The sequence below is a fragment of the Microlunatus flavus genome, from assembly GCF_900110855.1.
Classification (GTDB): domain Bacteria; phylum Actinomycetota; class Actinomycetes; order Propionibacteriales; family Propionibacteriaceae; genus Microlunatus; species Microlunatus flavus.
In genome coordinates this window covers 249,707-276,473 of sequence record NZ_FOFA01000001.1, presented here as the reverse complement: position 1 = coordinate 276,473, position 26,767 = coordinate 249,707, and the positions used below count along the sequence as shown (strand labels likewise).

Below are 26,767 nucleotides of genomic sequence, written 5' to 3'. Positions count from 1 at the left end.
GGGTGGCCCGGACGCGTGCGACAGGGCGGTCTCGGGGTAACGAGCCCGGGTGCCCAGCCAAGGAGGACAGGTGAGCGACAAGATCTCGGACGCCGCGCGGACGGTGTTCGGGCGCGACCGGCTGCGCGCCGGGCAGCGCGAGGCGGTCCAGGCGCTGCTCGACGGGCGTGACGCCCTGCTGGTGCAGCCCACGGGCGCGGGGAAGTCGCTGGCCTACCAGCTCGCCGCCGTGCTCATCGACGGGCCGACGCTCGTCGTCTCCCCGCTGCTCGCGCTGCAGCAGGACCAGGCCGAGCACCTCGAGGCGTACGGCGACCGGACGCGCGCCCGCCGGATCTCCTCGGCCGAGACGCCCAAGCAGCGCGAGGAGGCCCTCGCGGCCGCGCGGGACGGCGAGGTCGAGTTCCTCTTCCTCGCCCCCGAGCAGCTCGCCAACGACGCCGTCCACGCCGCCGTCTCGTCGATGCGGCCGAGCCTCGTCGTCGTCGACGAGGCGCACTGCGTGTCCTCCTGGGGCCACGACTTCCGGCCGGACTACCTGCGCCTCGGCGAGCTCCTCGAGGGCCTCGGCGCCCGCACCATCGCGATGACCGCGACCGCGTCCCTGCCGGTGCGGACCGACATCGTGGACCGGCTGCACCTGACCGACGTCTCGATCATCGTCGGCGGCGCGGCCCGGGAGAACATCGACCTGTCGGTCGAGCGGTGCGTGACCGAGCGTGACCAGGAGGAGCGCGTCGTGGCGGCGGCCGCGGCCCAGGAGGGCAGCGGGATCGTCTACGTCTCCACCCGCAAGGCCGCCGAGCACTACGCGGCGCTCGTCGCGGACGCCGGGCGGACCACCACCTGCTACCACGCGGGGCTGGCGAAGAAGGCCCGCGAGCAGGCGCAGGCCGACTTCATGACCTCCGCGGTCGACGTCGTGGTGGCCACCTCGGCCTTCGGCATGGGCATCGACAAGCCCGACGTGCGCTGGGTGCTGCACGCCCACATCCCCGAGTCGCCGGACGAGTACTACCAGCAGGTCGGCCGGGCCGGGCGCGACGGCGACCCGTCGGCGGGCGTCCTCTACTTCCGGACCGAGGACCTCTCGCTGCGCCGGTTCCAGACGGTGCCCGTGCCCAAGCCGTCGGAGGTGTCGCGGGTGCTGGCCGCCCTCGCCACCCGGCCCGACGCGACCGCGGCGGAGCAGGCCGAGGTGGCCGACGTCAGCCTGCGCAAGCTGCAGCGCATCGCGAACCTCGTGATCGAGGCGGGCGCGGAGGGCGAGACCGTGGGCGTGGACGAGGTCCGCGCCCGCGCCGAGGGCTACCAGACGCTGCAGCGCTCCCGGGTCGAGATGGTCCGCGGCTACGCCGAGACCCGGCGGTGCCGGCGGCAGTTCCTGCTCGCCTACCTCGGCGAGTCGGACACGCCACGCTGCGAGCGCTGCGACAACTGCCGTTCCGGGGCCGCGGCCGCCGAGGAGGCGCAGGACGCCGCGGCGCCGGACTCGCCCTTCCAGCCCGAGGAGCGCGTGAGCCACGCGAGCTTCGGCGAGGGCATGGTCATCAGCGTCGAGGGCGAGGAGGTCGTGGTGCTCTTCGACGACGTCGGCTACAAGACGCTCTCGCTCCCGACCGTCGTCGAGCACGACCTCCTGGAGCCTCTGGACGCCTGAACGCCGCCCCCGTGCAGACCGCTCGGGCGCTCGATCGGGGGAGCCGCCGCTCGGGTGCGCGCCGGGTCAGCGCCGACGGGCCGCCAGCGCCCGGGCCACGACGCGGGGCGACGGGTTGGTGTGCGGCCGACCCCCGATGACGACGGTCGGCACGACCTCGTCGCCGCCGTCGACGCTGCGGACGTACGCCGACGCGTCCGGGTCAGCCCAGACGTCCACCCAGACCGCCTCGCGCGCACGGCTGCCCAGGACCAGGCGCGACCGGGCCGTGAACGGGCAGCCCTTGCGCCAGTACACGACCACGGCCCCGCCCGCCGCGGCCCGGACGGCCTCGGCGTGCGTCACCGATCGAGGTGCGCGTCCGAGCACCCCAGCGGCGTCCCGCCGCTTCCGGCGCCGGTCAAGCGGTCGCGGCGCCGCGGCGCAGGTCAGGCCTGCGTCCGCAGCACCGGCCGGCCGATGTGCACGACCTTGCGGGTGGTCATCTCGTCGAGCAGCTCGGGACCGTAGCCGAAGCCGTGCCCGCTCGCTCCCCGCGGTTCCGCGGCCCCGCCCGGCGCCCCGCCGAAGACGGCGTTCACCTTGACGGTGCCGACGGGCAGCCGGCGGACGGCCTCCGTCGTGTGCTCCAGCGAACCCGTGAGGACCGTCGCGGCCAGCCCGTAGCGCGACGCGACGGCCCGGTCGAGCCCCTCGGTGAAGCTCGCGACGACCTGCACGGGAGCCACGGGTCCGAAGGTCTCCTCGCGGACCAGGTCGGTGTCCGAGGCGACGTCGACGACGACCGTGGCCGGGTAGTGGGCGCCGGGACCGGCCGGGACCTCGCCGCCGACGAGGACCCGGGCGCCCGCCTGCTGCGCCGCGGCGACCTGGCGGTGCACCTCGGCGCGCATCCGCGTGTCGACCAGCGGCGCCATCCCGTCCGCGTTGCGCTGCTCGGCCTCGGCGACCAGCGCCTCGACGAACGCGTCCGCGACGTCGGCGTGGACGTAGATGCGCTCGACGGAGGTGCAGATCTGGCCGCTGTTCGCGTACGCGCCGAGCGCGGCCTGCGCCGCCGCCCAGGCGGGGTCGACGTCGGCGTCGACGAGCAGGGCGTCGTTGCCGCCGTTCTCGAGGATCGTGTGCGCACCCGTCCGCAGCGCCTCGGCCGCGATCGCACGGCCCGTCGCCGTCGAGCCCACGTGCGCGACGACGTCGACACCGGCGGAGCCGACCAGCTGGGCGCCCGTCCGGCCGTCCCCGGTGAGGGTGGTGAGGACGCCCTCCGGGAGCGGGGAGGACCAGATCTCGCCCAGCAGCCGCCCGACGTGGGGGCAGCGCTCGCTGGGCTTGTGCACGACGGTGTTGCCCGTGACCAGGGCGGCGCCGACGAGGCCCGCGGCGACGGCGACCGGGTCGTTCCAGGGGGTGACGGCGGCGACGACGCCGCGCGGCTCGGGTCGGGTGTAGTCGATGGCCACGTCGGCCCCGCGCAGGCTGTGGGTGCGGTGCAGCGGGCCGAGCTCCGCGTACTGGCGCAGCGTCCCGACGGCCGCGTCGACGCCCCCACGTGCGTCGCCCGCCGGCTTGCCGGTCTCGCGCGTGTTCAGGGCCGCGACCTCGTCGGCCCGCGCGGCGAGCGCGTCGGCCATGGCGTGCAGCAGTGCGCCCCGGGCGGCGGGAGCGGTGGCGGCCCAGCCCTCGGCGGCCCGGCGGGCGGCCTGCACGGCGGCGGCGACGTCACCCTCGTCGGCGCTGTGGACGGTGCCGACGGTGCTGCCGTCCTGCGGGTCGACGATCGTGATCGGCCGGGAGCCGTCGGGGTCGCGGCTCTCGGTGAGCGGCGTGCCGGTGGTGCCGGGCTGGTCGATCAGGGTCACGGGTCTGGCCTCCGGGGCGGTGCAGGACTGGTGCTCGGGTGCTGGGCGTGCGGTGACGGCGCCGTCGACGACGCTCCGACCTTCTTACCCGAGGCCGCTGACACGAAGCGAGCCGCGACGGTTCCGTGGACCCCGGTGCTGTGTGAACTGCTTCGGACAGGGTAGAAAGACGGCATGCCAGGACCTCTCGGGGTTCTGGCGCGGAGGGCGACGACGCCCAGACCGGGGTGCCGACTCGGTCTCGGGCGCGTCGCCCTTCGCTGCGCCCCAGCGCGGGTCGGCCCAGGTCGGCGGAGCCGAGCCCTGCGCAGCCGCACGCGACCCGTTCCTCAGACCGCGATCGTCAGCGCCGGGTCCTCGTCGATCGTCAGCCCCGAGTGGTCCACCATCGCGCGCCAGCAGCTCGTGCGGAAGGGCAGCAGCAACGGTTCGGGCGCACGGGCGGAGGAGTCGTAGAGACCGCCGACCTCGGCCAGCACGGCGTCGCGCTCGCTCTGGGGGAGGGCGGCGACGGCCGGGCGCCGGGCGGCCATCGTCACCAGCGCGTCGCGCGTGGTCGGCACCCAGGTGCGGAAGCTCCGCCGCTCGAGCTCGTGGAAGTAGGGGCTCTGCGCGAGCTCGGCGACCGACGCGTCCCCGTACGCGCCCTGCATCGCCGACGGGTCCACCCGCTGCAGGATGCCCATGAGCCGGCGCACCCAGGGGACCGTGTCGTCCCGGGTCTGGTAGAGCACGGCCAGGTGGCCGCCGGGGCGCAGCACGCGGGCGATCTCGGTGACGGCGAGCCCCGGGGCGAAGCGGTGCAGCGTCTGGGCAGCGGTCACGACGTCGAAGTGGCAGGACAGGTAGGGCATCGACTCGACCTGGCCGGCGACGTGCAGACGGGTTCCGAGCCGGGCGGGCAGAGCGGCGACGCGCTCCGGGTCGTGGTCGAGGCAGAAGACCTCGTGGCCGGCCTCGACGAGGGCGGTGGCGAAGGAGCCCCGTCCCGACCCCAGGTCGAGGACCCGGGCCGGCCGTTCGCCGACCATCCAGTCGACGGCCGCCGGCTGCAGGGCGCCCGGCCGGCGCGAACCGGGGACAGGGGCGGCGGGCATGGCGCACACGGTAGTCGCGCCGGACGGCCCGCCGGTCCACCACGGCCGCGTGCCCCGCGACGGGTGCGGCTCGTAGACGGGGGCGTGCGAAGAAGGTGGGGGTGGTCCGGCGCCGTGTGACCAGGCGTGCGTTCTGCAGCGTTGGCCCCGGTCGAGCCGAGGACGCAACTCCCATAGCGATGGGTGATCGCCGCGTGGGTGCGCGACGCCGGACCCGGATCCAGAGTCGTCGTCGGCCCCGGATCTCCTGGACCCCTGTCTACCTTCTCGGGCGCTTCGTGTGAAGTGGCTCACAGGATTCTTCAGGAAACTCACCGGCTTCGGGCGGAGCGGGCGGGCGCCCTGCTGCGCCCGCTCCGAACGCTCACGCTGGGGTGTGCCGGTCGTCCACAGGACGGTTCTCGGGCTCCGCCCGTCGTCCACAGCCCGACCGGTCGACCGGCACGACCGGGGCTCCGCGACGAAGGCTGACGACGTGCCGACCACCCCACCTTCTCGCCCCGCCGCCCGGCCGTCGGGACCGCCCGGCCCCGTCCGCTCCGTGCTCGTCCTGACGGCGGACGCCGTCCTCGCGCGCCACCTGCTCTCGGTCGTCGCCGCCCTCGGGCTGGAGGCGGACGAGGCGTCGACGGACGACCTGCTCCGCAGCGCCTGGCGCGGCGCCGCGGCCGTCCTCGTGGGCGCCGACCAGGCGGCCCGCGTCGCCGGGCTCGTGCTGCCGTCCCGCACCGGCGTGCACGTGGTGGGTCGCGACGACGAGCGGGCGGAGACGTACGCCTGGGCGAGCCGCCTGCACGCGGCCGCCGTCCTGCTGCCCGAGGCGGCCCCCGACCTCGCGGCCGCCCTGGCCGGCCTCGTGTCCGGGGACGACCGCGGGCGGGTGCTCGTGCTGACGGGCGGGTCCGGCGGGGTCGGGACGTCCTCGCTCGCGGCTGCGCTGGCGCTGTCGGCGGCCGCTGACGGCCGGCGCGTGCTGCTCCTCGACGCCGACCCGGTCGGCGGCGGGGTCGACGTGCTCCTAGGGGCCGAGCACCTGGCCGGGTGGCGCTGGAGCCGGTTCGCCTCGGCCCGCGGGCACCTGGGCGACCTGGCGGGGCAGCTGCCCCGCTGCGACGGCGTCGACGTGCTCGCGGTGGACCGCACCGCGCTCGAGTCCGGCGCGCTCGGCGAGGTCCAGCTGGCCGCCGTACTCGACTCGGCCGCGGCGAGCCACGACCTGGTCGTCGTCGACCTGCCCCGGGCGGCGCACCCGGCCCACGACGTGGTGCTGCGGCGTGCGGCGACCGTGCTGCTCGTCGCGCGGGCCGACGTCCGGGGTGTCGCCTCGGCCGACGCCTGCCTGCGCGGGCTGGCTCCGCGCTGCCGCGAGCTCGAGGTCGTCGTCCGCCGGGGACGCGGGCACCGGCTCGACCCCGAGGTCGTCGCCGAGACGCTCGACCTCCCGCTGGCCGGGGTGCTCGAGGAGGACCCGGCCCTGCTGGCCGCCGCCGAGCGCGGCGACCCGCCGGGCCACCCGGCCCGCTCCCCGCTCGCCCGCCTCTGCCGGGAGCTCTGCGACCGGCTGGTGCGCACCGGGGAGCTGGTCGCGTGAGCGCGCTCGAGGACCTCGGACCGATCCGTACGCGGCTGGCCCGCCTCGGCCGTACGCACACGCCGGCCGACGTCGCCGACGCGATGCGGGCGGAGGGCCGGGTGGTCAGCGACAGCGCCGTGATCGACACGCTCGACCTGCTGCACCGCCACAGCGTCGGGGCCGGGCCGCTGGAGGCCCTGCTCGCCGAGCCGGGCGTCACCGACGTGCTGGTCAACGGCGCGGACCAGGTCTTCGTCGACCGCGGCCGGGGGCTCGAGCGGACGGAGGTGCGCTTCGGCTCGGAGGCCGAGGTGCGCCGCCTCGCCCAGCGCCTCGCCGCGTCGGTCGGGCGCCGCCTCGACGACGCGGTGCCCTTCGTGGACGCCCGTCTCGCGGACGGGAGCCGGGTGCACGCCGTACTGGGCACGCTGGCCGACCCGGGCACGTGCATCAGCCTCCGCGTCCCGGCCCGCCGGTCCTTCTCGCTGGCCGACTGCGTCGCGTCCGGCTCGCTGACGCCCGGGGCCGCCGAGCTGCTCACGCGCGTCGTCGAGGCCCGGCTGGCGTTCCTGGTCAGCGGCGGCACCGGCAGCGGCAAGACCACCCTGCTCGCGGCGCTGCTGGCCCTGGTGCCGCCCCGCGAGCGCATCGTGGTCGTCGAGGACTCCCGCGAGCTCGCGCCCGCGCACCCGCACGTCGTGCGCATGGAGGGCCGCCCGGCCAACTCCGAGCTCGCCGGGGCGGTGACGCTGACCGACCTCGTCCGGCAGTCGCTGCGCATGCGACCCGACCGGCTCGTCGTCGGCGAGGTCCGGGGACCCGAGATCGCCGACCTCCTGACCGCCATGAACACGGGCCACGAGGGCGGCTGCGGCACGGTCCACGCCAACTCCTCGGCCGACGTGCCCGCGCGGCTCGAGGCGCTGGCCGCGCTCGGCGGGCTGCCGAGGCTGGCCGTCCACGCGCAGATCGCTTCGGCGCTGCACGCATCCGTCCACATCACCCGCGACGAGCAGGGCCGGCGACGGGTCAGCGAGATCTCGGTGTTCGCCCGGGACGCCGCGAGCGGGCTGACCCGGACGGAGCAGGCCGTCGCGTTCGGCCCGGACGGCCGCACGCGCCTCGGACCGGGCAGCGCCCGCCTCGAGCAGATGCTCGCGCGATGACGACGCCACCCGGCCTGGTGCCCCTCCTCGCCGTCGGGCTCGCCGTCCTGACGGCCGCTCTGGCGGTCCCGGCCGCACCGGACGCCCGCGCCCGGACCCGGTTCCGCGCCGAGGCGGGCGAGCCCGTGCGGGTCTCCGGACGGCGCCGTCTGCGGCGGGTGCTCGCCGTCGTCGCCGTTGCCGGGCTGGTCACCGGCGGCGGCGTCGTCGCCGGGGCGCGCGGCGCGGTCCTCGCCGCGGCGCTCGCCCTGGCCGCCGGGACGGTCGCGCAGGTGGTCGCGCTGCACGCCGCCGACCGTCGCTCTCGCGCCGCGCAGAGCGACGTCGCCCGGGCGTGCGGCGTGCTCGCCTCGTACGTCCGCGTCGGGCAGGTGCCGGCGGACGCGCTCTCGCTCGTCGCGCGTGAGTGCCCGGTGCTCGCCGAGGCGGCCGCGGTCCAGCAGATCGGCGGCGACGTGCCGGAGGCCCTGCGGTCCCGGGCGGGCCGACCCGGCCACGGCGGTCTGGGTGACCTCGCCCGGGCCTGGCAGGTGTCCACCTCGACCGGCGCGCCCATGGCGCCCGCGCTCGAGGAGGTCGCGTCGGGGCTGGCCTCCGACGAGTCCCTTCGGTCGGTCGTGTCGGCGGAGCTCTCGGCGCCACGCTCGACCGGCAAGGTCATGGCGGTCCTGCCCCTGGTCGGCATCGGGCTGGGCTACCTGCTCGGCGGCCGACCCCTGGACTGGCTGGTCGCCGGCCCGCTCGGCTGGGCGTGCCTGCTGGTCGGCCTCGCGCTCGCCGCGGCCGGGGTCCTGTGGATCGAGCGGCTCGCCGGCGCGGCCGCGGCGGGCGCCTGACGTGGGCGTCGACCTGGCGGCGGCGTCACCCTGGGCCTGGGTGGCTGCCGTGTGCGCCGCAGCCACGGTGCTCGCGCTGCTGCCCCCGCCGCGCGACCTCCGCTCGTCCGGGGAGCCCGGGGCGACGGTTCCGGGGGAGCCCGGGCCGGTCATCGCGTGGCTGCGCGGGCGCGAGGACGCGGTGCCGCTCGGGCGACGCCTCGGTCTCGGAGCGGTGCTGGCCGGCGTGGCGGCCCTGCTCGCCGTACGGGTCGGCGCGCCCGTCTGGTTGTCGGTCGGGCTGGCGCCGGTGCTGCTCGTCGCTGCCGTCGTGCTGCTCGGCCGGGTCGAACCGTCGTCCACCCGGCGGCGTCGCCAGACCCTCGTGCTGCAGACGCCGCAGGCGCTGGAGCTCATGGCGTCCTGCCTGGCCGCCGGCCTGCCCGTCCGCAGCGCCTGCGCGGTGGTGTGCGACGCGTTCGACGGCCCGGTGGCGGAGGACCTGGGCCGTGTCCGGGCGGCGACCGACCTCGGGGTCGCTGACGCGGAGGCCTGGCAGGCGCTGGCCGGACACCCCCAGCTCGGTCCCGCCGCGGCCGACCTGGCCCGGTCGGTCGAGTCGGGCACCCTGCTCGTCAGTACGCTCCGCCACCACGCGACCCAGGCGCGCGAGCGGCGTCAGGCCGCCCTCCAGGTCGTGGCCCGCAGCGTCGGCGTCCGCAGCGTGATGCCGCTGATGACGTGCTTCATCCCCGCCTTCCTGCTGCTCGGCGTCGTCCCGACGGTCGCCTCCGCCCTCGCGCGCGCCCTGTCCCTGTGACGCGGGGCGGCTCCGCGTCCGTTCGACGGGCGTGGAGCGCAGGCCAGGTGGCCGAGCGTCGGGCGATCGTGCTCTCGCTGCGCGCCCTGGGGTCGGCGCTGCCACTCGGCCATGACGGCTTCGGCCGGGGCCTCCACGGCGACGATGGCCCTGGCGTAAGGGCCCGCTCTCGTCGAGTGCGCGCGAAGCGGGCCGACACGCCGGCGAGCCGCCGGATCGGCGCGCACTCGACGTGAGGAGGCGGCCAGCCCGGCCGCTCGCAAGGCTTCGCGCGCGTACGGCAGCGTGCCCGCTGCGCCCGGAGGTGGCGCACGGCCCTTCGGGGCGCTTCCGATGCCCGAGGTCACGCGCTGCGGCCACCGGTGCCGCGCGAGGGTGCAGCCCGCCGCAGTCCGCCCCCACGGCGCCAGCCCCTGCTCGCTGGGCCAGAAGTCGCGGGAGACGTGCCTTCTGGTGCCAGGAGCCACGGACCGAGACCAAGCCTTGCCGGGCCGGTTGCCTCGGGAGGGCTCTCGCGGGCGCGGCGCCGTCGTGGTTCTCAGCCGACAGACCTCACCTCCTACCTGGTGGATCGGCTTCGCCACCCGAGCTGGTCGCCCGTGCGCCCACCCGACCGAGCTCCGCGTCGACCGCGGTGCCCTGCAGCAGCCGTGCCGCTTGTCCACAGGACGAGCTCGGTACCGGTCGTCTCCGTGCACAGCCCGTCGCAGGACCGGCGCATCCGGCGGTCCCTGAGAACACTCCGAGTGCGTCCGGGTGGACGCGACATCCCCGCGGGGGTGGGAGACCTGAGGAGGTCCGAGATGGAGCAGGTGCAGGACACGGCGACGCCGGTCGCGGTCGGGGCCGTCGAGCCGTGCGGGCCGGCCCAGGAGGGCGCGGTCGTGCGCTGGGCGGAGGGCGTGCCCGCGCCGCGGCAGCGGCGCGAGCGGGGGATGGTCAGCGCGGAGTGGGCGGTCGGCATCGTCGCGGCGGTCGCGATCGCGGGCGTGCTGCTCGCGGTGGTGACGACGGGCGCCGTGAAGGCTGCCCTCCTGGCCATCGTGCTGAAGGTGCTGAGCACGTTCCTCAAGTTCGCGCACTGAGCGGAGGCCGCACGGTGGTCGGGCTCGGAGGGCCGGGGCCGGCCGGGCGGCGCCCGGGGGAGCGGGGGATGGTGACGGCCGAGCTGGCCGTCGCCACCCTCGCGGCCCTGGTGCTGCTCGGGATGCTGCTCTGGGGGATCTTCCTCGTGGTCGTCGAGCTGCGCTGCGTCGACACCGCGTCGGCCGTGGCCCGGCAGGCCGCTCGTGGGGACGCGAAGGGCGTCCGGCTGGCCAAGGCTGCCGCGCCTCCGGGGGCGACGGTCTCGACGAGCACCCGGGCCGGGGTCGTCACGGTGGAGGTCCACGTACGGGCACGGCCGCTGCTGTCGGGCATGCCCTCCGTGCCGCTCGCCGCACGCGCCCGGGTCGCCCGTGAACCCGGGGGCGACTGGTGAGCCGCCCCCGCGCGCCGGAGGCCTGGGGCACGCGCGGCGAGCGCGGCAGCGGCACCCTGCTCGTCGTCGGCGTGATGGCCGTGGTCGGGGTGGTCGCGGCGGTCGCGATGGTGGCCGCGGCCTACCTCGTGGCCGGGCACCAGGCCCGGGGTGCGGCGGACCTGGCGGCCCTGAGCGGGGCGGCGGCGTACGCCGAGGGTCGCGCGCCCTGCCCGGCGGCGGCCCGGCTGGCGAAGGCCAACGGCGGTCGGCTCGCGAGCTGCGACCGGGTGGGCGACGACGTCGACTACGTGGTCAGCGTGGAGGTCGTCGTCGACGTGGGGGTGCGGGTGCCGGGACTGCCGCGGCACCTCGAGGGCCGGGCGCACGCCGGACCGGTCCGCTGAGCGGGTCGGGCACGAGCTCGGGACCGGCGTCCGAGCGCGGAGCCGGCTGCGGATCAGCGGATGGAGCAAGGAGAGGAGGAGCGACGGGGGAGCAGGTGGGGGAGACGCACGGCGCCGGGTGTTCGGTGGGGGCGCTGGCCGTGAGGGCGGGGCTCGTCGGCAGGGTGGCCGCTGGTTGTCGGTCCCGCACGGGACGGCGTGGGCGCGCACCACGGCGGCAGGAAACCAGTGCGTCCTGTGGTTACACTCCTGGCGTCTGATACCCCGAGGACCTGTGCGACAGGCTGGCCACCGCCGCCACCGCGACGTGCGCCCGTGTCCCCCGCTGATGTTGTACAGGAGGACCCCCGATGCCCGTGACGACGCTGTCCGGCGGCAACCTGACGCTGGTCGCCATCGTCGCCGTGATCGCGGCCGTGGCCCTGGTCATGGCCTTCGTGTTCCGCCGCGAGGTGCTCGCGGCTGGCGACGGCACACCGAACATGCAGGTGATCGCCCGCGGCGTGCAGGAGGGCGCGAGCGCCTTCCTCGGCCGGCAGTTCCGGACCCTCGGGGTCTTCGCGGTCGTGGCGTTCCTGCTGCTGCTGGCGCTGCCCGCCCACACCGACGAGGAGGGCTCCCACTGGGGCCTGCGGATCGCCCGGTCGATCGCCTTCCTCGCGGGTGCGGTGTTCTCCGGCCTGATCGGCTACCTCGGCATGTGGCTCGCGACCCGCGCCAACCTGCGCGTCGCCGCCGCGGCGCGCGCCGGTGCCGAGGGCCGCAGCCCCGCCATGCGGATCGCCTTCCGCACCGGCGCCCACGTCGGCATGGCCACGGTCGGCCTCGGCCTGCTGGGTGCCGCGGTGGTCGTGCTGATCTTCCAGGGCGACGCCCCGGTGATCCTCGAGGGCTTCGGCTTCGGGGCCGCGATGCTCGCCATGTTCATGCGCGTGGGCGGCGGCATCTTCACCAAGGCCGCCGACGTCGGCGCCGACCTCGTCGGCAAGGTCGAGCAGAACATCCCCGAGGACGACCCCCGCAACGCGGCGACCATCGCCGACAACGTGGGCGACAACGTCGGCGACTGCGCGGGCATGGCGGCCGACCTCTTCGAGTCGTACGCGGTGACGCTGGTCGCCTCGCTCATCCTGGGCAAGGCCGCCTTCGGCGAGGCCGGCCTGGTCTTCCCGCTGATCATCCCCGCCATCGGCGTCGTGACCGCCCTCATCGGCATCTTCCTGACCAAGCCGCGCCAGGGCGAGAACGGCCTCGTCACCATCAACCGGTCGTTCTACCTCTCGGCCGTCATCAGCGCGGTCCTGTGCGTGATCGCCAGCCTCGTCTACCTCCCCGGCACGTTCGCCGAGCTCGGGGTCGACGCGAGCGCACCGGTCGGCAGCCCGCGGCTCGTCGCGATCATCTCGGTGATCATCGGCATCGTGCTCGCGGCGGCGATCCTCAAGCTCACCGGCTACTACACCGGCACCGAGGACAAGCCGGTCAAGACCGTCGGTCGCACCTCGCTCACCGGCGCGGCGACCGTCGTGCTCTCCGGCATCTCGCTCGGCCTGGAGTCGGCCGTCTACACCGCCCTCGTGATCGGTGCGGCTGTCTACGGCGCGTTCCTCGTGGGCGGCTCCGGCGTCGTCGGACTCTTCGCCATCGCGCTCGCCGGCTGCGGCCTGCTGACCACGGTCGGCGTCATCGTGGCCATGGACACCTTCGGCCCGGTCTCCGACAACGCGCAGGGCATCGCCGAGATGTCGGGCGACGTCCACGGCGAGGGCGCGCAGATCCTCACCGAGCTCGACGCGGTCGGCAACACGACCAAGGCCATCACCAAGGGCATCGCGATCGCCACCGCCGTCCTGGCGGCGACCGCGCTCTTCGGCTCCTACACCGACTCGATCCGCGGCGTGCTCCTCGAGCGCTACCAGAGCTTCGTCGACGAGTCGGTCGTCTTCTCCCCGCTGACGCTGGTCGGGCTCCTCATCGGTGCGGCCGTCGTCTTCCTCTTCTCCGGCCTCGCCATCAACGCGGTGAGCCGCGCGGCGGGCGCCGTGGTCTACGAGGTGCGGCGCCAGTTCCGCGAGATCCCCGGGATCATGGACGGGACGGGCAAGCCGGAGTACGGCCGCGTGGTCGACATCGTGACCCGCGACTCGCAGCGCGAGCTGGCCACGCCCGGCCTGCTGGCCATCTGCGCGCCGATCGCCGTCGGCTTCGGCCTCGGGGCCCCGGCCCTGGCGGGCTACCTCGCCGGCGCGATCGCCTGCGGCACGCTGATGGCGGTGTTCCTGGCCAACTCCGGTGGCGCCTGGGACAACGCGAAGAAGCTCGTCGAGGACGGGAACCACGGCGGCAAGGGTTCGCCGGCGCACGAGGCCACCGTCATCGGTGACACCGTGGGCGACCCGTTCAAGGACACCGCCGGCCCGGCCATCAACCCGCTGATCAAGGTGATGAACCTCGTCGCCCTGCTCATCGCCCCGGCCGTCGTCGCGATGTCCCCGCTCAGCAGCGACCCGAGCGCCCTGCGCTACCTCATCGCCCTCGCGGCGGCTGCGGTCATCGTCGTGATGCTCGTGATCAGCGCTCGTCGCGGCGACTCCGGCATGACCGACGACGCCGGGTCCTCCGGCACCCCGTCGGTCACCACGGGGACGGCCGGCGGCGCGTCAGCCGTGACGCAGGGGCAGTCGCAGGCCGAGGTCACCACCCCGGCCGAGCGCAACCCCAGCTGAACCTCCACCACCGTGACGGGGCCGCTCCATCGGAGCGGCCCCGTCGTGCGTCCGGGGGCCCGCGTACGCCGCGCCCCCCGACCAGCCCGACCCGAGGAGCGCGCGTGACCCCGACCGACCCGCCCGCCGAGACGCCGCAGGTGGCCCCGGACTGGTTCGCCCGGCCGTCGGGCTCGACGCCCGGCTCCCTCAACCTCGCCTACAACGCCCTGGACCGGCACGTGGTCCGCGGCCTCGCCGACGAGCCGGCCCTGCTGCACCCCTTCGCCGCGGCGGGGGTGCGCTCCTACTACTCCTACGCCGAGCTCCTCGAGCGCGTCGCGCAGCTCGGCGGGGGCCTGCGTGAGCTGGGCGTACGACCCGGGCGTCAGGTCGTCCTCGCCCTGGGCCCGGTGCCCGAGCTGGTGATCGGCCTGCTGGCCTGCGCGCGGGTCGGGGCGGTCGCCGTCCCGGTCATGGAGGAGGCGCCCGGGGCCGTCCGCCGGCTCGGCCACGACCCCGCCGTCGACCGCCCCGCCGTCGTCGTGGTGGACGCGGCCCGCAAGGCGGCGGTCGCCGCGGTGCTCGCCGAGGCCGGCCGGTCGGCCGACTACCAGGTCGTGCTCCGGCCCGAGGCCGGCACGCTCGACGCCTCGCTCGGCGACATCGACCTGGCCGCCGTAATGAAGCCGGGTTCGTTCGAGCCGGCCGCGGCCGAGGTGCTCCCGGCCGACAGCCCGCTGCTGCTCCGCCTGACCGACGACGGCCCCGCCGCCACGTACGACCACGCCTGGACCCTCGACCTCGTCGCGCAGGCGCTCGGGGCCGGCTGGGCGCCCGGGACGTACGTGCACCCGGCCGACGACCCCACCGACGCGACGCCGTACGGCGCCCTGCTGGGTCCGCTGCTGGTCGGCGCGGCCGTCGAGCTCCGCTGATGCCGCCGGAGGGTGCAGGCGCGCAGCCCCGGCGGCTGCTGACGCCCGGGCAGTGCGCCGAGCTGACCGGCGTCTTCGTGCGGCACCGCTACGAGGTCGACGCCGTCGTCGAGGCGGTCGGCGAGCGGGCGCACGCCGCCCTCGGGCGCAACGCGACCGTCCCGGCGCGGCTGGCCCTGACCGGCCGCGACGACCCGCTCGCCACGCTGACCCGGCTCTGGCTGCTGCAGGACACGGTGGGCCGCGCCGACCTCGACCGGGCGCTGCCCGGCCTGGTCCCCGTGCTCGCGGACGCCGGGATCGTCGCCGCCGACGGCAGCGGCGTGCGGGCGCTGGTCGACCTGCGTCCCTACGCCTCCGACGACGGCGACACCGGCCACGACGCCTGGATCGCCTCCGACCTGACGCCCGGCCTGGACACCCGCGTCACGCCGATGCGGCCCGACTTCGTGCTCGGCGTCTCCTCCGCCTCCTCGAGCCTGGCCCAGCTCACCGTGCGCCGGCCGGTGGACCGGGCGCTCGACCTCGGCACCGGGTGCGGCGTGCAGAGCCTGCACCTGGCGCGGCACGCCCGGACGGTCGTCGCCACCGACCTCAACCCGCGCGCCCTCGTCCTCGCCCGGCTCACCGCCGACCTCAACGGCCTCGACGTCGACCTGCGTCACGGCGACCTCTACGCGCCGGTGGCGGGGGAGCAGTTCGACCTGGTCGTCACGAACCCGCCGTACGTGCTGTCCCCGCCGACCGGCGAGCGCCTGACCTACCGCGAGGGCACCCGGACCTCGGACGGGCTCGTCGAGGCGGTCGTCCGGCAGGGGGTCGAGCACCTGGCGGCGGGCGGGGTGCTCGAGGTCCTCGCGAACTGGGCCCACGTGCGCGGGCAGGACTGGCGCGACCGGGTCGCGGGCTGGGTGCCCGACGGCCTCGACCTGCACGTGGTCGAGCGCGAGGTGCTCGACCCGTACGCCTACGTCGAGCTCTGGCTCGCCGACGCCGGCCTGACCGGGGCACGCGACTACGCCGAGCGGTACGCCGCCTGGTGCGCCTACTTCGACGACCTCGGGATCGAGGGCGTGGGCATGGGCTGGGTCGTCGCGCGACGGCCCGCGGCCGGCGGGACCGCGCACCGCACGCTCGAGGAGTGGCCCTACGCCGTCGAGCAGCCGGTGGCCCCGGCGCTGGCCCACGAGCTCGACGTGGTCGAGCGCTGGCGCGACCGCGGTGCCGACGAGGTCCTGGGCACCGCCTGGCGCCTGGCTCCTGACGTCGCCGAGGAGACGGTCGGCGAGCCCGGCGCGGCCGACCCCTCCTCGATCGTGCTGCGCCAGCAGCGGGGCCTGCGCCGCGCGGTCGCCCTGGGCACCGCCGAGGCGGGGGTGCTCGGGGCCTGCGACGGCGACCTGCCGCTGGGCACGCTCGTCGACACCGTCGCGGGCCTCCTCGACGTCGACGGCGACGACCTCGCGCGCGAGCTCGTCGAGAGGGTCCGGACGCTCGCCGTCGACGGGGTGCTGCTCGAGGCCGGGCCGCCCGGGGACGTCGGCGGCGCCGTGGGTGGGTCGTCGGAGCGCTGAGCGAGCACGACCGCTCGCGGAATGGTCCGCAGGCGCGGGTCGTTGCGGGCGGTGGGGGTAGAGGCGGGCCGTAGAGTGTGCCCCGCCCACGCCCCGACGGCGTGCGAGCACCAGATGGAGGAACAGGTGGCGAAGGCTGCAACAGGTCGAGGCAAGACGGGCGGAGGCGGTCGCCGCCTCGTGATCGTCGAGTCCCCGACCAAGGTCGCGAGCATCGCGAGCTACCTCGGCGACGGTTACATCGTCGAGTCGAGCCGCGGGCACGTGCGCGACCTGCCGACCGGCGCCGCGGAGGTCCCCGCCAAGTACAAGGGCGAGAAGTGGGCCCGTACGGGTGTCGACGTCGACCACGACTTCGAGCCGCTCTACGTGGTCAACCCCGACAAGAAGTCGACGATGCGCTCGCTGAAGGACGCGCTGGCGCAGGCCGACGAGCTCCTGCTGGCCACCGACGACGACCGCGAGGGCGAGGCGATCGCCTGGCACCTGCTGCAGGAGCTGAAGCCGAAGGTCCCGGCGCGGCGGATGGTGTTCCGCGAGATCACGCCCAAGGCGATCCAGGACGCGGTGGCCAATCCGCGCGACCTCGACACCGACCTGGTCGACGCCCAGGAGACCCGCCGCATCCTCGACCGCCTCTACGGCTACGAGGTCTCGCCGGTGCTGTGGAAGAAGGTCATGCCGCGGCTGTCGGCGGGCCGCGTCCAGTCCGTGGCGACCCGGCTGGTCGTGGAGCGCGAACGTGAGCGGATCGCCTTCCGCACCGCGTCGTACTGGGACCTCGACGCCGTCCTCGACGCCGGCGACGGCGCCGAGCCGCCGCTGTTCCCGGCGCGGCTGACCCGCGTCGGCGAGCGCCGGGTGGCGCAGGGGCGCGACTTCGACAGCCACGGCCAGCTGGTGAGCCGGCCCAACGAGACGCTGGTCCACCTCGACGAGGCGCAGACCCGCGCGCTGGCGTCGTCGCTGGAGACCGCACCGTTCCGCGTGGCCGGCGTGGACTCCAAGCCGTACACGCGCAAGCCGTACGCGCCGTTCCGCACGACGACGCTGCAGCAGGAGGCGGGCCGCAAGCTCGGCTTCACCGCGCAGCGCACGATGTCGGTAGCGCAGGACCTCTACGAGGCCGGCTACATCACCTACATGCGTACCGACTCCTCGGTTCTGTCCGACACCGCGATCTCCGCGGCGCGGGCGCAGGTGACGCAGCTCTTCGGCAGCGACTACCTGCCCAGCGCTCCGCGGGTCTACGCCTCCAAGGTCAAGAACGCGCAGGAGGCCCACGAGGCCGTCCGCCCAGCGGGCGACACGTTCCGGACGCCGGCGCAGACCGGCCTGCGCGGCGACCAGTTCCGGCTGTACGAGCTGATCTGGATGCGCACGATCGCCTCGCAGATGAAGGACGCGGAGGGGTTCTCGACCACCGTCCGCATCGAAGCCACGCCCGGCGACGGAGAGCCGTGCACCTTCGTGGCCTCGGGTCGCACGATCACCTTCCACGGCTTCCTCAAGGCCTACGTGGAGTCGACCGACGAGCCCGGCGCGACCGGTGACGACGCGCAGGCCAGGCTGCCGCAGCTGCGCGAGGACCAGGCGCTGCGCCCGGACTCGCTGACCCCGGCCGGTCACGAGACCCGCCCGCCGGCCCGCTACACCGAGCCGTCGCTGGTCGCCAAGCTCGAGGAGCTCGAGATCGGGCGGCCGTCGACGTACGCGTCGATCATCCGCACGATCACGAGCCGCGACTACGTGTTCAAGAAGGGCTCGGCCCTGGTGCCGACCTGGCTGGCGTTCGCGGTGACGCGGCTGCTGGAGGAGCACTTCCCGGGGCTGGTGGACTACAAGTTCACCGCGCAGATGGAGGACACCCTCGACGAGATCGCCAGCGGCAACGCCGAGCGCGTCGCGGTCCTGACCGACTTCTACTTCGGCAGCGGCGGCAAGCCCGACGGCGACCCCGCCGCGGTCTCCGCTACCGGCCCCGAGAGTCGTCCCGACGCGGCGGTGGAGGTCTCCGGTGGCCACGAGGGTCTGCAGCAGCTCGTCTCCGAGCTGGGCGACATCGACGCCCGCCGGCTGTCGACGTTCCCGGTCGGCGACCTCGGCTCGGACGTGGTCGTGCGCGTGGGTCGCTACGGCACCTACGTCGAGGACTCCGAGGGCCGTCGGGCGAACGTCGACGAGGAGCTGCCGCCGGACGAGCTGACGCTCGAGCTGGCGCGCGAGCTGCTGAGCAAGCCGATGGGGGAGGAGCGCGAGCTCGGCACCGACCCCGAGACGCACCGCACCGTGGTGGCCAAGCAGGGCCGCTTCGGTCCGTACGTGACCGAGGTCCTCCCCGAGGACGCGCCCAAGAACGCGAAGCCGCGCACGGGCTCGCTCTTCGCGTCGATGACGGTCGACACCGTGACCCTGGACGACGCGCTCAAGCTGATGAGCCTGCCGCGGGTGGTCGGCGCGGGTGCGGACGGCGAGGAGATCACCGCGCAGAACGGCCGCTACGGGCCCTACCTGAAGAAGGGCACGGACTCGCGCTCGCTGACCAGCGAGGACGAGATCTTCGACATCACCCTCGAGCAGGCCGAGGCGATCTACGCCCAGCCCAAGCAGCGCGGGCGGGCGGCGGCCAAGCCGCCGCTGGCCGAGCTGGGTCCCGACCCGGCGTCGGGCAAGCCGATGGTGGTCAAGGAGGGCCGCTTCGGCGCCTACGTGACCGACGGCGAGTTCAACGCGACCCTGCGCCGTGACGACGAGGTGGCGACGCTGACCGCCGAGCGGGCCGCCGAGCTGCTCGCGGAGAAGCGGGCCAAGGGGCCGGCGCCGAAGAAGACCACGCGCCGCGCACCCGCCAAGAAGTCCGCGGCCAAGACGACGACGGCCAAGACGACGGCCAAGAAGGCCCCGGCGAAGAAGGCCGCGGCCAAGAAGACGGCCTCGCCGCGCGCGGCGGCCTCCTCCTCCGCGGGCTGATGGCCAAGGCCGGCGCGAAGAAGGGCGGCCCGGACGGCAGAGCCGGCAAGGGCGCCAAGGCCGCGAAGGGCCGGCCCGAACGCGCCCGTCGGCGCGAGCGGGACCGCGCCGACGTCGAGACCGAGGAGCTCCTGCCGGAGCCGCCGACCGTGCCGGGCCGCCCGCCCGGTCAGCGGCTGTACGACGTCCCGTTCAGCTCGCCCGAGCCGAGGCTGGTCAACCGCGACGTCGGGCTGCACAACGTCGTCGCGCGCGCCGGGCACAACGCGGCGTACACGATCGACGTCACCCTGCTCGACGCCCCCGACCACCGGCTGAGCCGCTCGGGGGTGCTCCTGGCGCACCGCGTGCTCGACGGCCGGGGGGAGTGGTTCCTCACGGCGCCGGACTGGCAGCCCCTGCTGCCCAAGGACCACATCGAGCCGATGGGGGACGCGGACCTGCCCGAGGACCTCGCGGCGCTCGTCCGGCCGCTGCGCCGGCGCGCCACGCTCGGCCCGGTCGCCGCGCTGCACTGCGACCGCCGCGAGTTCGCGCTGCGCGACGACGCGGGCACCACGCTCGCCCTGCTGCGCGACGACAAGGTGACCGTGCGCCGGGGCGGGCTGACCACCGCGCGCTACCGCGAGGTCATGGTGACCCCGGTGGGTCGCGGCCTGAGCGCCGACCAGCGCTCGTCGGTCGACCGCGCCTTCTCCCTCGTCGGCGCCAACCGGGTCACGCGCTTCCCGCGCCTCGTCGCCCGCCTCGGGGCGCCCGCGACCGGTCCCTCCGACATCCCGGACGTGCAGGCCCTGGACGCCGCCATGCCGTTCCGCCGGTTCGTCGCAGCCGTCGTCGGCAACCGGCTGCGCGAGGTCGTGCGCAGCGACCTGGCGCTGCGCGGCGGCGACGCCTACGCGCTCGACCGGCTGGTCGCGGAGGCCCGGGCGCTGCGCGGCGAGCTCGCGGGGCTGGCCCCCACGCTCGACGCGGCGTGGGAGGAGGACCTGCACGACGACCTGGACTGGCTCGTCGGTGCGGCGACCGGCGCGGCGGTGCTCCGCACCGAGCGCTACCTGTCCGTCCTCGAGCGCCTCGTCTCCGCCGCCCGCTCGCCCCAGCTCGTCGTCGACGGGTCGGAGCCCGCGGGCGCGCTCCTCGCCGGGGTCCTCGAGGCCGAGACGCGCCACCTCCGCGAGGTCGCCGACCCGCTGCGTGCCGACGCCCCGGACACCGCGTGGCAGGAGGTGCGTGCGGTGGCCGGACGGCTGCGCGGGCTGGCGGCCACGGCGTCGGCCGTGCTTCCCGAGCAGTCGGCGGCCGCGCTGGCCCTGGTCCGCAAGCCGGGCCGGGTGCTCGACGCCGTCCGTGTGGGCGAGGTCCCGCCGCCGCCCGACGTGAGCGCCATGACCCCGGCGGAGGCCTTCGCCGCCGGTCGCGACCACGAGCGGGCCCGTCAGCGTGACCAGGCCGCCCGGCAGCACTTCGTCGAGCGCTGGGCCAAGACCGTGCGGCGGCTCGCGTCGTGAGCCCGCGCGGCGCCTTCGTCGTGTTCGAGGGCGGCGACGGTGTCGGGAAGTCGACCCAGGTCGCGCTGCTCGCCGAGCGCCTCGAGGCCGCGGGACGCGAGGTGGTCACCACCTTCGAGCCCGGAGGCACCCCGCTCGGCGCGGTGCTGCGCGGCCTGCTCCTGCACGGCGAGGGCGGCGAGGTCGGCCCGCGGACCGAGGCCCTGCTCTACGCCGCGGACAAGGCCGAGCACCTCCACCAGGTCGTCCGGCCCGCCCTGGGGCGCGGCGCCGTCGTGGTGTGCGACCGCTACGTCGACTCGATGGTCGCCTACCAGGGCGCGGGTCGCGTCCTCGACGGCGACGAGGTCGAGCGGGTGGCGCGCTGGGCGACCGGCGACCTCCGGCCCGACCTGACCGTGCTGCTCGACCTCGACCCGGAGGCCGGGCTCGGCACGCTCACCGACCCTGACCGCCTGGAGTCGGCCGGCCTCGACTTCCACACCCGGGCCCGGGCCTCGTTCCTCGCGCTCGCCGGGCGCGACCCGGACCGCTACCTCGTGCTGCCCGCCCGGCGTCCGCGTGACGAGCTCGCCGGAACGGTCGCCGCCCGCGTGGAGGCCCTGCTGTCGGAACGACCTGGCAGCCTGGCCCCGTGAGCGGGGCGACGCAGGAGCGAGAGGGCACCGCGTACGGCGTGTGGGGCGACCTCGTCGGGCAGGACGAGGCGGTCCGTACGCTGCGGCGGGCCGCGCGCGGCGAGGACCACGCGATGAGCCACGCCTGGCTGGTGGTCGGGCCCCCCGGGTCGGGCCGGTCGAATGCGGCCCGCGCGTTCGCCGCAGCCCTACAGTGCGAGCGTCCGGGCGGCGTCGAGGCGGGCTGCGGGACCTGCTCCGGCTGCCGCACCGCGCTGAGCGGGGCGCACCCCGACGTCACGCTCGTCCGCACCGAGCAGCTGTCGATCGGGGTGGACGAGGTCCGTGACCTGGTCCGGCGGGCGGCGATGAGCCCGACCCTTCGCCACAAGCAGGTCATCGTCGTCGAGGACGCCGACCGCGTGACGGAGCGGGGGGCGGACGCGCTGCTCAAGAGCGTGGAGGAGCCGGCGCCGGGGACGGTGTGGGTGCTGTGCGCGCCGACGCCGGACGACGTCGTGGTCACGATCCGCTCGCGCTGCCGCCTGCTGTCGCTCGCCACCCCGACCACCGACGCGGTCGCCCGGCTGCTGGTCGCCCGCGACGGAGTCGAGCCCGCGCTCGCCGCCGAGGCAGCCCGGGCCGCGCAGGGCCACGTCGGGCGGGCGCGGGTGCTCGCCCGCGACGAGACCGCCCGCCAGCGCCGCCGCGAGATCCTGCTGGTCCCGTTCGGTCTCAGCAGCCTGTCGGCCTGCCTCGGTGCGGCCGCCCGGCTGGTGGAGATGTGCTCGGCCGAGGCGACCGCGGCCACGGAGGGGGTCGACGCGCGCGAGCGGGCCGCCCTCGAGGAGGCGCTCGGCTTCGGAACCCGGGGTGCGCGGCCCCGGCAGGCCAACGCCGCGGTCAAGGAGCTCGACGAGCAGCAGCGCGCCCGGGCCAAGCGGTTCCAGCGCGACGCCATCGACCGCGCCCTCACCGAGCTCACCACGTTCTACCGCGACCTGCTCAGCCTGCAGACCCGGTCGGGCGCCGCGTTGGTCAACGAGGAGCTGGCCCCCCGCCTCGCGACGCTCGCGCGACGGTCGACCCCGGAGTCGACGCTGCGCCGCATCGACGCCCTGCTCGCCTGCCGGACCGCGCTGGAGGGCAACGTGGCGCCCCTCCTGGCGCTGGAATCCACGATGATCGCCCTCGTGGAGCCCTGAACACCCGGATTTTCCTGCTAGCAGGGTGAGGATCTCTTACTCTTCTGCGCGTGCTTTTCTCGCTGGTCTACACGAGCCGGGCGACGTCGCCGATGACGCGCGACGCCCTGGTCGAGCTCCTGCAGTCGAGTCGCGCGCACAACAGCGCTGCCCGGCTCACCGGTCTCCTGCTCTACCGTGACGGAACCTTCGTCCAGCTGCTGGAGGGCCAGCGCGCCCGCGTGGAGGCGCTCTACGCGTCCATCCAGGAGGACCCGCGCCACCACCACGTGACGACGGTCTCGACCGGTGACCAGCTCGAGCGCCAGTTCCCCGGCTGGAGCATGGGCTTCAACGACCTCGACGCCGAGCCGGTCGACCTGCCCGGCTACAGCGACGTGCTCGACCGGCACGACGACCCGACCCACGCGGAGGCCGGCTTCGTGCGCGAGCTGCTGGAGCTGTTCGACACCCGCCGCTAGCCGTTCCCGAGACGGTCGGACCACACCCCGACCCGTCCGGCGACCCGTTGCGCTGTGAGGCGGTTCACTCCGGGAACGTCGGGGCGCGCCCCGTACCGGCCCCGCGGTGCAAGCGCTTGCGGCATGATCTCCGTGACGTCCCTGGCGCGGGTGGGCCGCCTGCCCCCCAGCTCGCCCACCCGAGGAAGCCCGGCAGACCCGCATCTGCCGGGCTTCCGCATCTCCGGCCGCGGCCACGGTCGGACCTGCGGGTCGCCAGCGCCGGTTCGCACGCCCTCGTACGCTGGCGCCCATGCCCCGGGTCATGGCGGTGTCCTTCGAACGCTACGGACGCCTGCACTACCTCGACCCCGGCGAGCAGACGTACGCCGTCGGGGACCGCGTGCTGGTGCCCACCGAGGCCGGGCCCGAGGTCGCCGAGTGCGTCTGGGCGCCCGAGTGGGTGAGCGACGACGACGGCTTCGTGGGTCTGCCGCTCTGCGCGGGCCGGGCCGGCGAGGCCGACCTGGAGCGGGACGCGGACCACCGCCGCCGTCGGGCGGAGGCCAAGCTCGTGGCCCGCCGGCTCATCAAGCGGCACGGCCTGGCGATGAAGATCGTCGGCATCGACTACCTCGATCCCGCGACCGCGCCCGAGCAGCTGGTGGTCGTCTACTTCACCGCCCCGCACCGGGTCGACTTCCGCGCGCTGGTCGGCGAGCTCGCCCGCAGCCTGGACTCGCGGGTCGACCTGCGCCAGGTGGGCTCCCGCGACGCCGCCCGGCTCACCGGCGGTATCGGCAGCTGCGGGCGCGACCTGTGCTGCGCCACCTTCCTCAAGGACTTCGAGCCGGTCACGCTGCGGATGGCCAAGGCCCAGGACCTGCCGCCGAACCCGCTCAAGATCTCAGGGGCCTGCGGGCGCCTGCTCTGCTGCCTCAAGTACGAGCACCCGCTCTACGCCGAGTTCGCCCGCGAGGCGCCGGCCGTCGGCGCGCGCGTCGAGGTGGACGGCGAGGAGGGCACCGTGGTGGCGCACCAGGTGCCGGCGGACGCGGTGCTGGTGCGGATGAAGGACAGCGGCGCCGTCAGCCGTTGCAGCCGGGCGAGCGTCTGCGGCTCGCGTCAGGCGTACGAGGGTCGGGGCACGACGGGACGGCGCGGACGCACGCAGCGCGCGGACGACCCCACCGCGTGAGGCCGCCCGGACGCCCGACGGTCGCCGCGCTGCTCGCGCTCCTGCTCGTCGGGCTGCTGGCCGGCTGCAGCGGGCTCCTCCCGCTGCCGCTGCCCCGGTCGTCCCCCGGCGCCGGCACGACGCCGGCGTCCTCGAGCCCGGCGCCGTCCGGGGTGAACCCGACCCCGCCGGACGGACGGCCCCTCGAGCCGGTGCCCGCCGTCCTGCCGCAGGGGATCGTCGACCCGCCGGCGGGGTCCGGCGTCGCCCGCTACACGGCGCAGCGTCTCGCCTGGAACCCCTGCACCCAGCGCGTGGAGTGCGCGACGGTGGCCGCCCCGCTCGACTGGTCCGCACCCGACGGTCGCGCGCTCACCCTCGTCATGGGGCGCATCAAGGCCACCGCGTCGCCGCGGCTCGGGACGCTGTTCATCAACCCGGGCGGCCCGGGTGGCTCCGGGCTGAACCTGCTCGCGGGCTTCCCGACCCAGGGCCTCGAGCACTACGACCTGGCCAGCTGGGACCCGCGCGGCGTCGGGCGCTCCACGCCGGTGCGGTGCGGGACCGACGCCCAGCTGGACGCGCTGTTCTCCCTCGACGTCTCGCCCGACGACGCCCAGGAGAGCTCGCGGCTGAACAGCGCCGTCGAGGACTTCGGTCGGACCTGCCTCGCCGGGTCGGGCGTGCTCCTCGAGCACATCGCGACCGCCGACACCGTCCGCGACCTCGACCTGCTGCGCGGGCTGGTCGGCGACGCCCGGCTCAGCTACCTCGGCTTCTCCTACGGCACGCAGATCGGTGCGCAGTACGCCGACACGTTCCCCGAGCACACCGGCGCGATGGTGCTCGACGGAGCGGTCGACCTCGGCGACGACTCCGACGTCAACCAGCTGCAGGGCTTCGAGCGGGCGCTCGGCCACTTCGGCTCCTGGTGCGCCGCGCAGCGCTGCGGGCTCGGCGACGACCGCCCGGCCGTCCTGGCGAGCATCAAGGACCTGCTGACCCGGCTCGACGCCCAGCCGCTGCCGGGCAGCGGGGGCCGCGAGCTCACCCAGCAGCTCGGCCTGTCGGGGGTGCTCACCCCGCTCTACGACGGGACCGACGGCTGGCCGCGGCTCGCCGAGGCCCTGCAGCAGGCGCGACGCGGCCAGGGCGCCGGGCTGCTCGCGCTGGCCGACGCGGGCAACGAGCGCTCGCGCGACGGGCGCTACGGCTCGATCGCGACCGCCTTCCCCGCCATCCGCTGCCTCGACAGCCAGGACGTGAGCGTCGCCGACGCCGACCGGACCGCGACGAAGCTCGTGGCCAAGGCCCCCGTGCTCGGCCCGTTCGCGGGGGCCGACGTCTTCTGCCCCCTGTGGCCCGTCGCCCCCACGGCCAAGGTGCGGACGCTGCACCGCGTCGGCGACCGGCCGGTGGTCGTGGTCGGGACGACCGGCGACCCCGCCACCCCGTACGAGTACGCCGTCGACATGGCCCGCCAGCTCGACTCGGCCGTCCTCGTCACGCACGAGGGGGAGGGCCACACCGCGTACGGCTCGAGCGCCTGCGTGCGCCGGCTGGTGCAGGCCTACTTCGACGACGGGACCGTGCCCGCGAAGGGCGCCCGCTGCGGTTCCGGCTAGCCGCGCAGCGCCTGCACCGTGTCGTGCACGCAGAGGAAGGCGCCCTGCACGACGATGCCCGCCCCGGCGCCCGCCCGCGCGGGTCGGTCACGGCCCGCCCGCCACAGCCAGACGCCGCCGGCGACGTAGAGGGCGTCGGCGGCGGCGTTCGCCAGCAGCACCCGCCGCAGGACGCGGCGCTCCCGCTGCAGGACCGTCGGGGCGTACGGGTTGCCGGAGCGGCGCATCCGGCGCTTGCGCAGGGCGCCCGCGACCACCACCACGCCGACGTCGACCGCGGCCCAGCCGACCTGCTGCCGCCCGAAGGCCCGCCAGAAGTCGTCGCCGCGGGCTGCGAGGGGCGCTCCGACGGCGGTGCTGACGACGCTCCAGGCGATCGTCGCGCGGGCGAGCGAGACCTGCCGTTGCCAGGGGTCCATCACCGCATCAGATCACGGCGGCACGCCGATCGGCCGGGCTCGTGTCCCAGGGGCCGCTTCCGCTTCGACGCCGCGCCGTCCGTTGGGTACAGTAGGCCGTCGTTCGTGAGGCGCTCGTCGCCCGCGGACCGCACGCCGCCTTAGCTCAGTTGGTAGAGCGACGCTCTCGTAAAGCGTAGGTCGTCGGTTCGAATCCGACAGGTGGCTCCAGAGCGTCCGGCCTGGTCATCGGCAGTTTCGGGCGAGACGTCGAGAGCAGCGGGAGCTGCCCAAGGTCCTCCTGGCGCCGTGTGGGCCTGAATACATGAAGGCGTGTATCGTCCGACCGTGCTGATCTCGTCGCCGACCGACGCGCTGGCTCGGTTCGGCCACGCCTTGTCCGACCCGACTCGCGCGCGGGTGCTGCTGACGCTGCGCGACGGCCCGGCCTATCCCGCCGATCTCGCCGACCGGATCGGGGTCTCGCGTCAGGCGATGTCGAACCATCTGGGCTGCCTGCGCGGCTGCGGCCTGGTCGTGGCCAGGCCTGACGGGCGCCGGACCCGCTACGAGCTGACGGACGCGCGACTCGGTCACGCGCTCGATGATCTGCTCGACGTCGTCCTGGTGGTCGATCCGGCCTGCTGCGGCGGCGAGGACGCCGACGGCGCCACCGCGTCGTCAGCGGATGGGGTGATGGTGTCGACGGCGTCGGCTCCGACGGAGGGTGTGCGGGTGTGACACTGCT

23 protein-coding genes and 1 tRNA gene are annotated in these 26,767 nt (G+C 75.5%); 20 read left to right on the top strand and 4 right to left on the bottom strand.

Annotated features, from left to right (window positions below; translation table 11 throughout):
- The first annotated feature begins 70 nt into the window (after window positions 1–70).
- The gene (locus tag BMY04_RS01310) at window positions 71–1,660 is read left to right on the top strand and encodes a RecQ family ATP-dependent DNA helicase (RefSeq protein WP_198409874.1); all 1,590 of its coding nucleotides are present in this window, start codon (window positions 71–73) and stop codon (window positions 1,658–1,660) included.
- A gap of 66 nt (window positions 1,661–1,726) precedes the next feature.
- On the opposite strand, the gene BMY04_RS01305 is transcribed toward BMY04_RS01310, so the two are convergent.
- The 3 genes from BMY04_RS01305 to BMY04_RS01295 all read right to left on the bottom strand — a co-directional run bounded on the left by BMY04_RS01305 (window position 1,727) and on the right by BMY04_RS01295 (window position 4,619).
- On the bottom strand, window positions 1,727–2,005 hold the full coding sequence (locus BMY04_RS01305) for a glutaredoxin domain-containing protein (protein WP_170853939.1): 279 nt from the start codon (window positions 2,003–2,005) through the stop codon (window positions 1,727–1,729).
- A gap of 83 nt (window positions 2,006–2,088) precedes the next feature.
- Complete coding sequence (locus BMY04_RS01300) at window positions 2,089–3,522, bottom strand: aldehyde dehydrogenase family protein (protein WP_232506025.1); 1,434 nt, start codon at window positions 3,520–3,522, stop codon at window positions 2,089–2,091.
- 329 nt (window positions 3,523–3,851) lie between these two features.
- Window positions 3,852–4,619 (bottom strand): class I SAM-dependent methyltransferase, encoded by a 768-nt coding sequence (locus BMY04_RS01295; protein WP_091177323.1) that lies wholly within the window; start codon window positions 4,617–4,619, stop codon window positions 3,852–3,854.
- A 475-nt stretch (window positions 4,620–5,094) separates the two neighbouring features.
- On the opposite strand from BMY04_RS01295, the gene ssd reads away from it, so the two are divergent.
- The 17 genes from ssd (at window position 5,095) to BMY04_RS01210 (ending at window position 25,621) form a co-directional block, all read left to right on the top strand.
- A complete protein-coding gene (gene ssd, locus BMY04_RS01290) occupies window positions 5,095–6,210 on the top strand; it encodes a septum site-determining protein Ssd (protein ID WP_170853938.1) in 1,116 nt (371 codons plus the stop codon).
- Window positions 6,207–7,358 (top strand): TadA family conjugal transfer-associated ATPase, encoded by a 1,152-nt coding sequence (locus BMY04_RS01285; protein WP_198409873.1) that lies wholly within the window; start codon window positions 6,207–6,209, stop codon window positions 7,356–7,358. Before ssd ends, BMY04_RS01285 begins: the two co-directional genes overlap by 4 nt.
- Entirely contained in the window at window positions 7,355–8,194 is an 840-nt protein-coding gene (locus BMY04_RS01280) for a type II secretion system F family protein (RefSeq protein WP_091177321.1), read from the top strand. Before BMY04_RS01285 ends, BMY04_RS01280 begins: the two co-directional genes overlap by 4 nt.
- Window positions 8,195–8,234: 40 nt before the next feature.
- Window positions 8,235–8,993, top strand: coding sequence for a type II secretion system F family protein (locus BMY04_RS01275; RefSeq protein ID WP_139209700.1), 759 nt, complete (start codon window positions 8,235–8,237; stop codon window positions 8,991–8,993).
- 803 nt (window positions 8,994–9,796) lie between these two features.
- Window positions 9,797–10,078, top strand: a complete 282-nt coding sequence (locus BMY04_RS01270; RefSeq protein ID WP_091177319.1) for a DUF4244 domain-containing protein — start codon at window positions 9,797–9,799, stop codon at window positions 10,076–10,078.
- 68 nt (window positions 10,079–10,146) lie between these two features.
- Complete coding sequence (locus BMY04_RS01265; RefSeq protein ID WP_091177318.1) at window positions 10,147–10,473, top strand: TadE family type IV pilus minor pilin; 327 nt, start codon at window positions 10,147–10,149, stop codon at window positions 10,471–10,473.
- Window positions 10,470–10,859 carry an Rv3654c family TadE-like protein gene (locus BMY04_RS01260; protein ID WP_091177317.1) on the top strand — a complete coding sequence of 130 codons (390 nt, stop codon included), beginning with the start codon at window positions 10,470–10,472 and terminating at the stop codon, window positions 10,857–10,859. Before BMY04_RS01265 ends, BMY04_RS01260 begins: the two co-directional genes overlap by 4 nt.
- A gap of 350 nt (window positions 10,860–11,209) precedes the next feature.
- The gene (locus tag BMY04_RS01255) at window positions 11,210–13,585 is read left to right on the top strand and encodes a sodium-translocating pyrophosphatase (RefSeq protein WP_091177316.1); all 2,376 of its coding nucleotides are present in this window, start codon (window positions 11,210–11,212) and stop codon (window positions 13,583–13,585) included.
- A gap of 104 nt (window positions 13,586–13,689) precedes the next feature.
- Window positions 13,690–14,502 (top strand): AMP-binding protein, encoded by an 813-nt coding sequence (locus BMY04_RS01250; protein WP_170853937.1) that lies wholly within the window; start codon window positions 13,690–13,692, stop codon window positions 14,500–14,502.
- Entirely contained in the window at window positions 14,502–16,076 is a 1,575-nt protein-coding gene (locus tag BMY04_RS01245; protein ID WP_091177314.1) for a DUF7059 domain-containing protein, read from the top strand. The genes BMY04_RS01250 and BMY04_RS01245 overlap by 1 nt, the downstream gene beginning before the upstream one ends.
- Before the next feature lie 114 nt (window positions 16,077–16,190).
- Window positions 16,191–19,046 carry a type I DNA topoisomerase gene (topA, locus tag BMY04_RS01240; RefSeq protein WP_091177313.1) on the top strand — a complete coding sequence of 952 codons (2,856 nt, stop codon included), beginning with the start codon at window positions 16,191–16,193 and terminating at the stop codon, window positions 19,044–19,046.
- On the top strand, window positions 19,046–20,557 hold the full coding sequence (locus BMY04_RS01235; RefSeq protein ID WP_091177312.1) for a CYTH domain-containing protein: 1,512 nt from the start codon (window positions 19,046–19,048) through the stop codon (window positions 20,555–20,557). Before topA ends, BMY04_RS01235 begins: the two co-directional genes overlap by 1 nt.
- Entirely contained in the window at window positions 20,554–21,195 is a 642-nt protein-coding gene (gene tmk, locus BMY04_RS01230) for a dTMP kinase (RefSeq protein WP_232506024.1), read from the top strand. Before BMY04_RS01235 ends, tmk begins: the two co-directional genes overlap by 4 nt.
- Window positions 21,192–22,379, top strand: a complete 1,188-nt coding sequence (locus BMY04_RS01225; protein WP_091177310.1) for a DNA polymerase III subunit delta' — start codon at window positions 21,192–21,194, stop codon at window positions 22,377–22,379. The genes tmk and BMY04_RS01225 overlap by 4 nt, the downstream gene beginning before the upstream one ends.
- A 50-nt stretch (window positions 22,380–22,429) precedes the next feature.
- Window positions 22,430–22,840: a BLUF domain-containing protein gene (locus BMY04_RS01220; protein WP_091177309.1), complete on the top strand. Its 411-nt coding sequence runs from the start codon at window positions 22,430–22,432 to the stop codon at window positions 22,838–22,840.
- A gap of 292 nt (window positions 22,841–23,132) precedes the next feature.
- Window positions 23,133–24,017 carry a PSP1 domain-containing protein gene (locus BMY04_RS01215; RefSeq protein WP_091177308.1) on the top strand — a complete coding sequence of 295 codons (885 nt, stop codon included), beginning with the start codon at window positions 23,133–23,135 and terminating at the stop codon, window positions 24,015–24,017.
- Window positions 24,014–25,621, top strand: coding sequence for an alpha/beta hydrolase (locus tag BMY04_RS01210; protein ID WP_091177307.1), 1,608 nt, complete (start codon window positions 24,014–24,016; stop codon window positions 25,619–25,621). Before BMY04_RS01215 ends, BMY04_RS01210 begins: the two co-directional genes overlap by 4 nt.
- Here the strand turns inward: BMY04_RS01210 and BMY04_RS01205 are convergent.
- Entirely contained in the window at window positions 25,618–26,040 is a 423-nt protein-coding gene (locus BMY04_RS01205; protein ID WP_139209699.1) for a DUF6992 family protein, read from the bottom strand. The two genes, BMY04_RS01210 and BMY04_RS01205, sit on opposite strands and share 4 nt — an antisense overlap.
- A gap of 134 nt (window positions 26,041–26,174) precedes the next feature.
- Between BMY04_RS01205 and BMY04_RS01200 the strand changes: the two genes are divergently transcribed.
- Both BMY04_RS01200 and BMY04_RS01195 read left to right on the top strand, forming a co-directional pair.
- Window positions 26,175–26,250 (top strand) — tRNA-Thr (locus BMY04_RS01200).
- A gap of 117 nt (window positions 26,251–26,367) precedes the next feature.
- Complete coding sequence (locus tag BMY04_RS01195) at window positions 26,368–26,760, top strand: ArsR/SmtB family transcription factor (protein ID WP_091177305.1); 393 nt, start codon at window positions 26,368–26,370, stop codon at window positions 26,758–26,760.
- Window positions 26,761–26,767 lie beyond the last annotated feature (7 nt).

Coding starts and splice junctions, on each gene's coding strand:
- BMY04_RS01295 (WP_091177323.1), bottom strand. CDS start 4,619: ATGCCCGCCGCCCCTGTCCCCGGTTCGCGCCGGCCGGGCGCCCTGCAG.
- BMY04_RS01280 (WP_091177321.1), top strand. CDS start 7,355: ATGACGACGCCACCCGGCCTGGTGCCCCTCCTCGCCGTCGGGCTCGCC.
- BMY04_RS01270 (WP_091177319.1), top strand. CDS start 9,797: ATGGAGCAGGTGCAGGACACGGCGACGCCGGTCGCGGTCGGGGCCGTC.
- BMY04_RS01265 (WP_091177318.1), top strand. CDS start 10,147: ATGGTGACGGCCGAGCTGGCCGTCGCCACCCTCGCGGCCCTGGTGCTG.
- BMY04_RS01255 (WP_091177316.1), top strand. CDS start 11,210: ATGCCCGTGACGACGCTGTCCGGCGGCAACCTGACGCTGGTCGCCATC.
- BMY04_RS01245 (WP_091177314.1), top strand. CDS start 14,502: ATGCCGCCGGAGGGTGCAGGCGCGCAGCCCCGGCGGCTGCTGACGCCC.
- topA (WP_091177313.1), top strand. CDS start 16,191: ATGGAGGAACAGGTGGCGAAGGCTGCAACAGGTCGAGGCAAGACGGGC.
- BMY04_RS01235 (WP_091177312.1), top strand. CDS start 19,046: ATGGCCAAGGCCGGCGCGAAGAAGGGCGGCCCGGACGGCAGAGCCGGC.
- BMY04_RS01215 (WP_091177308.1), top strand. CDS start 23,133: ATGCCCCGGGTCATGGCGGTGTCCTTCGAACGCTACGGACGCCTGCAC.
- BMY04_RS01205 (WP_139209699.1), bottom strand. CDS start 26,040: ATGGACCCCTGGCAACGGCAGGTCTCGCTCGCCCGCGCGACGATCGCC.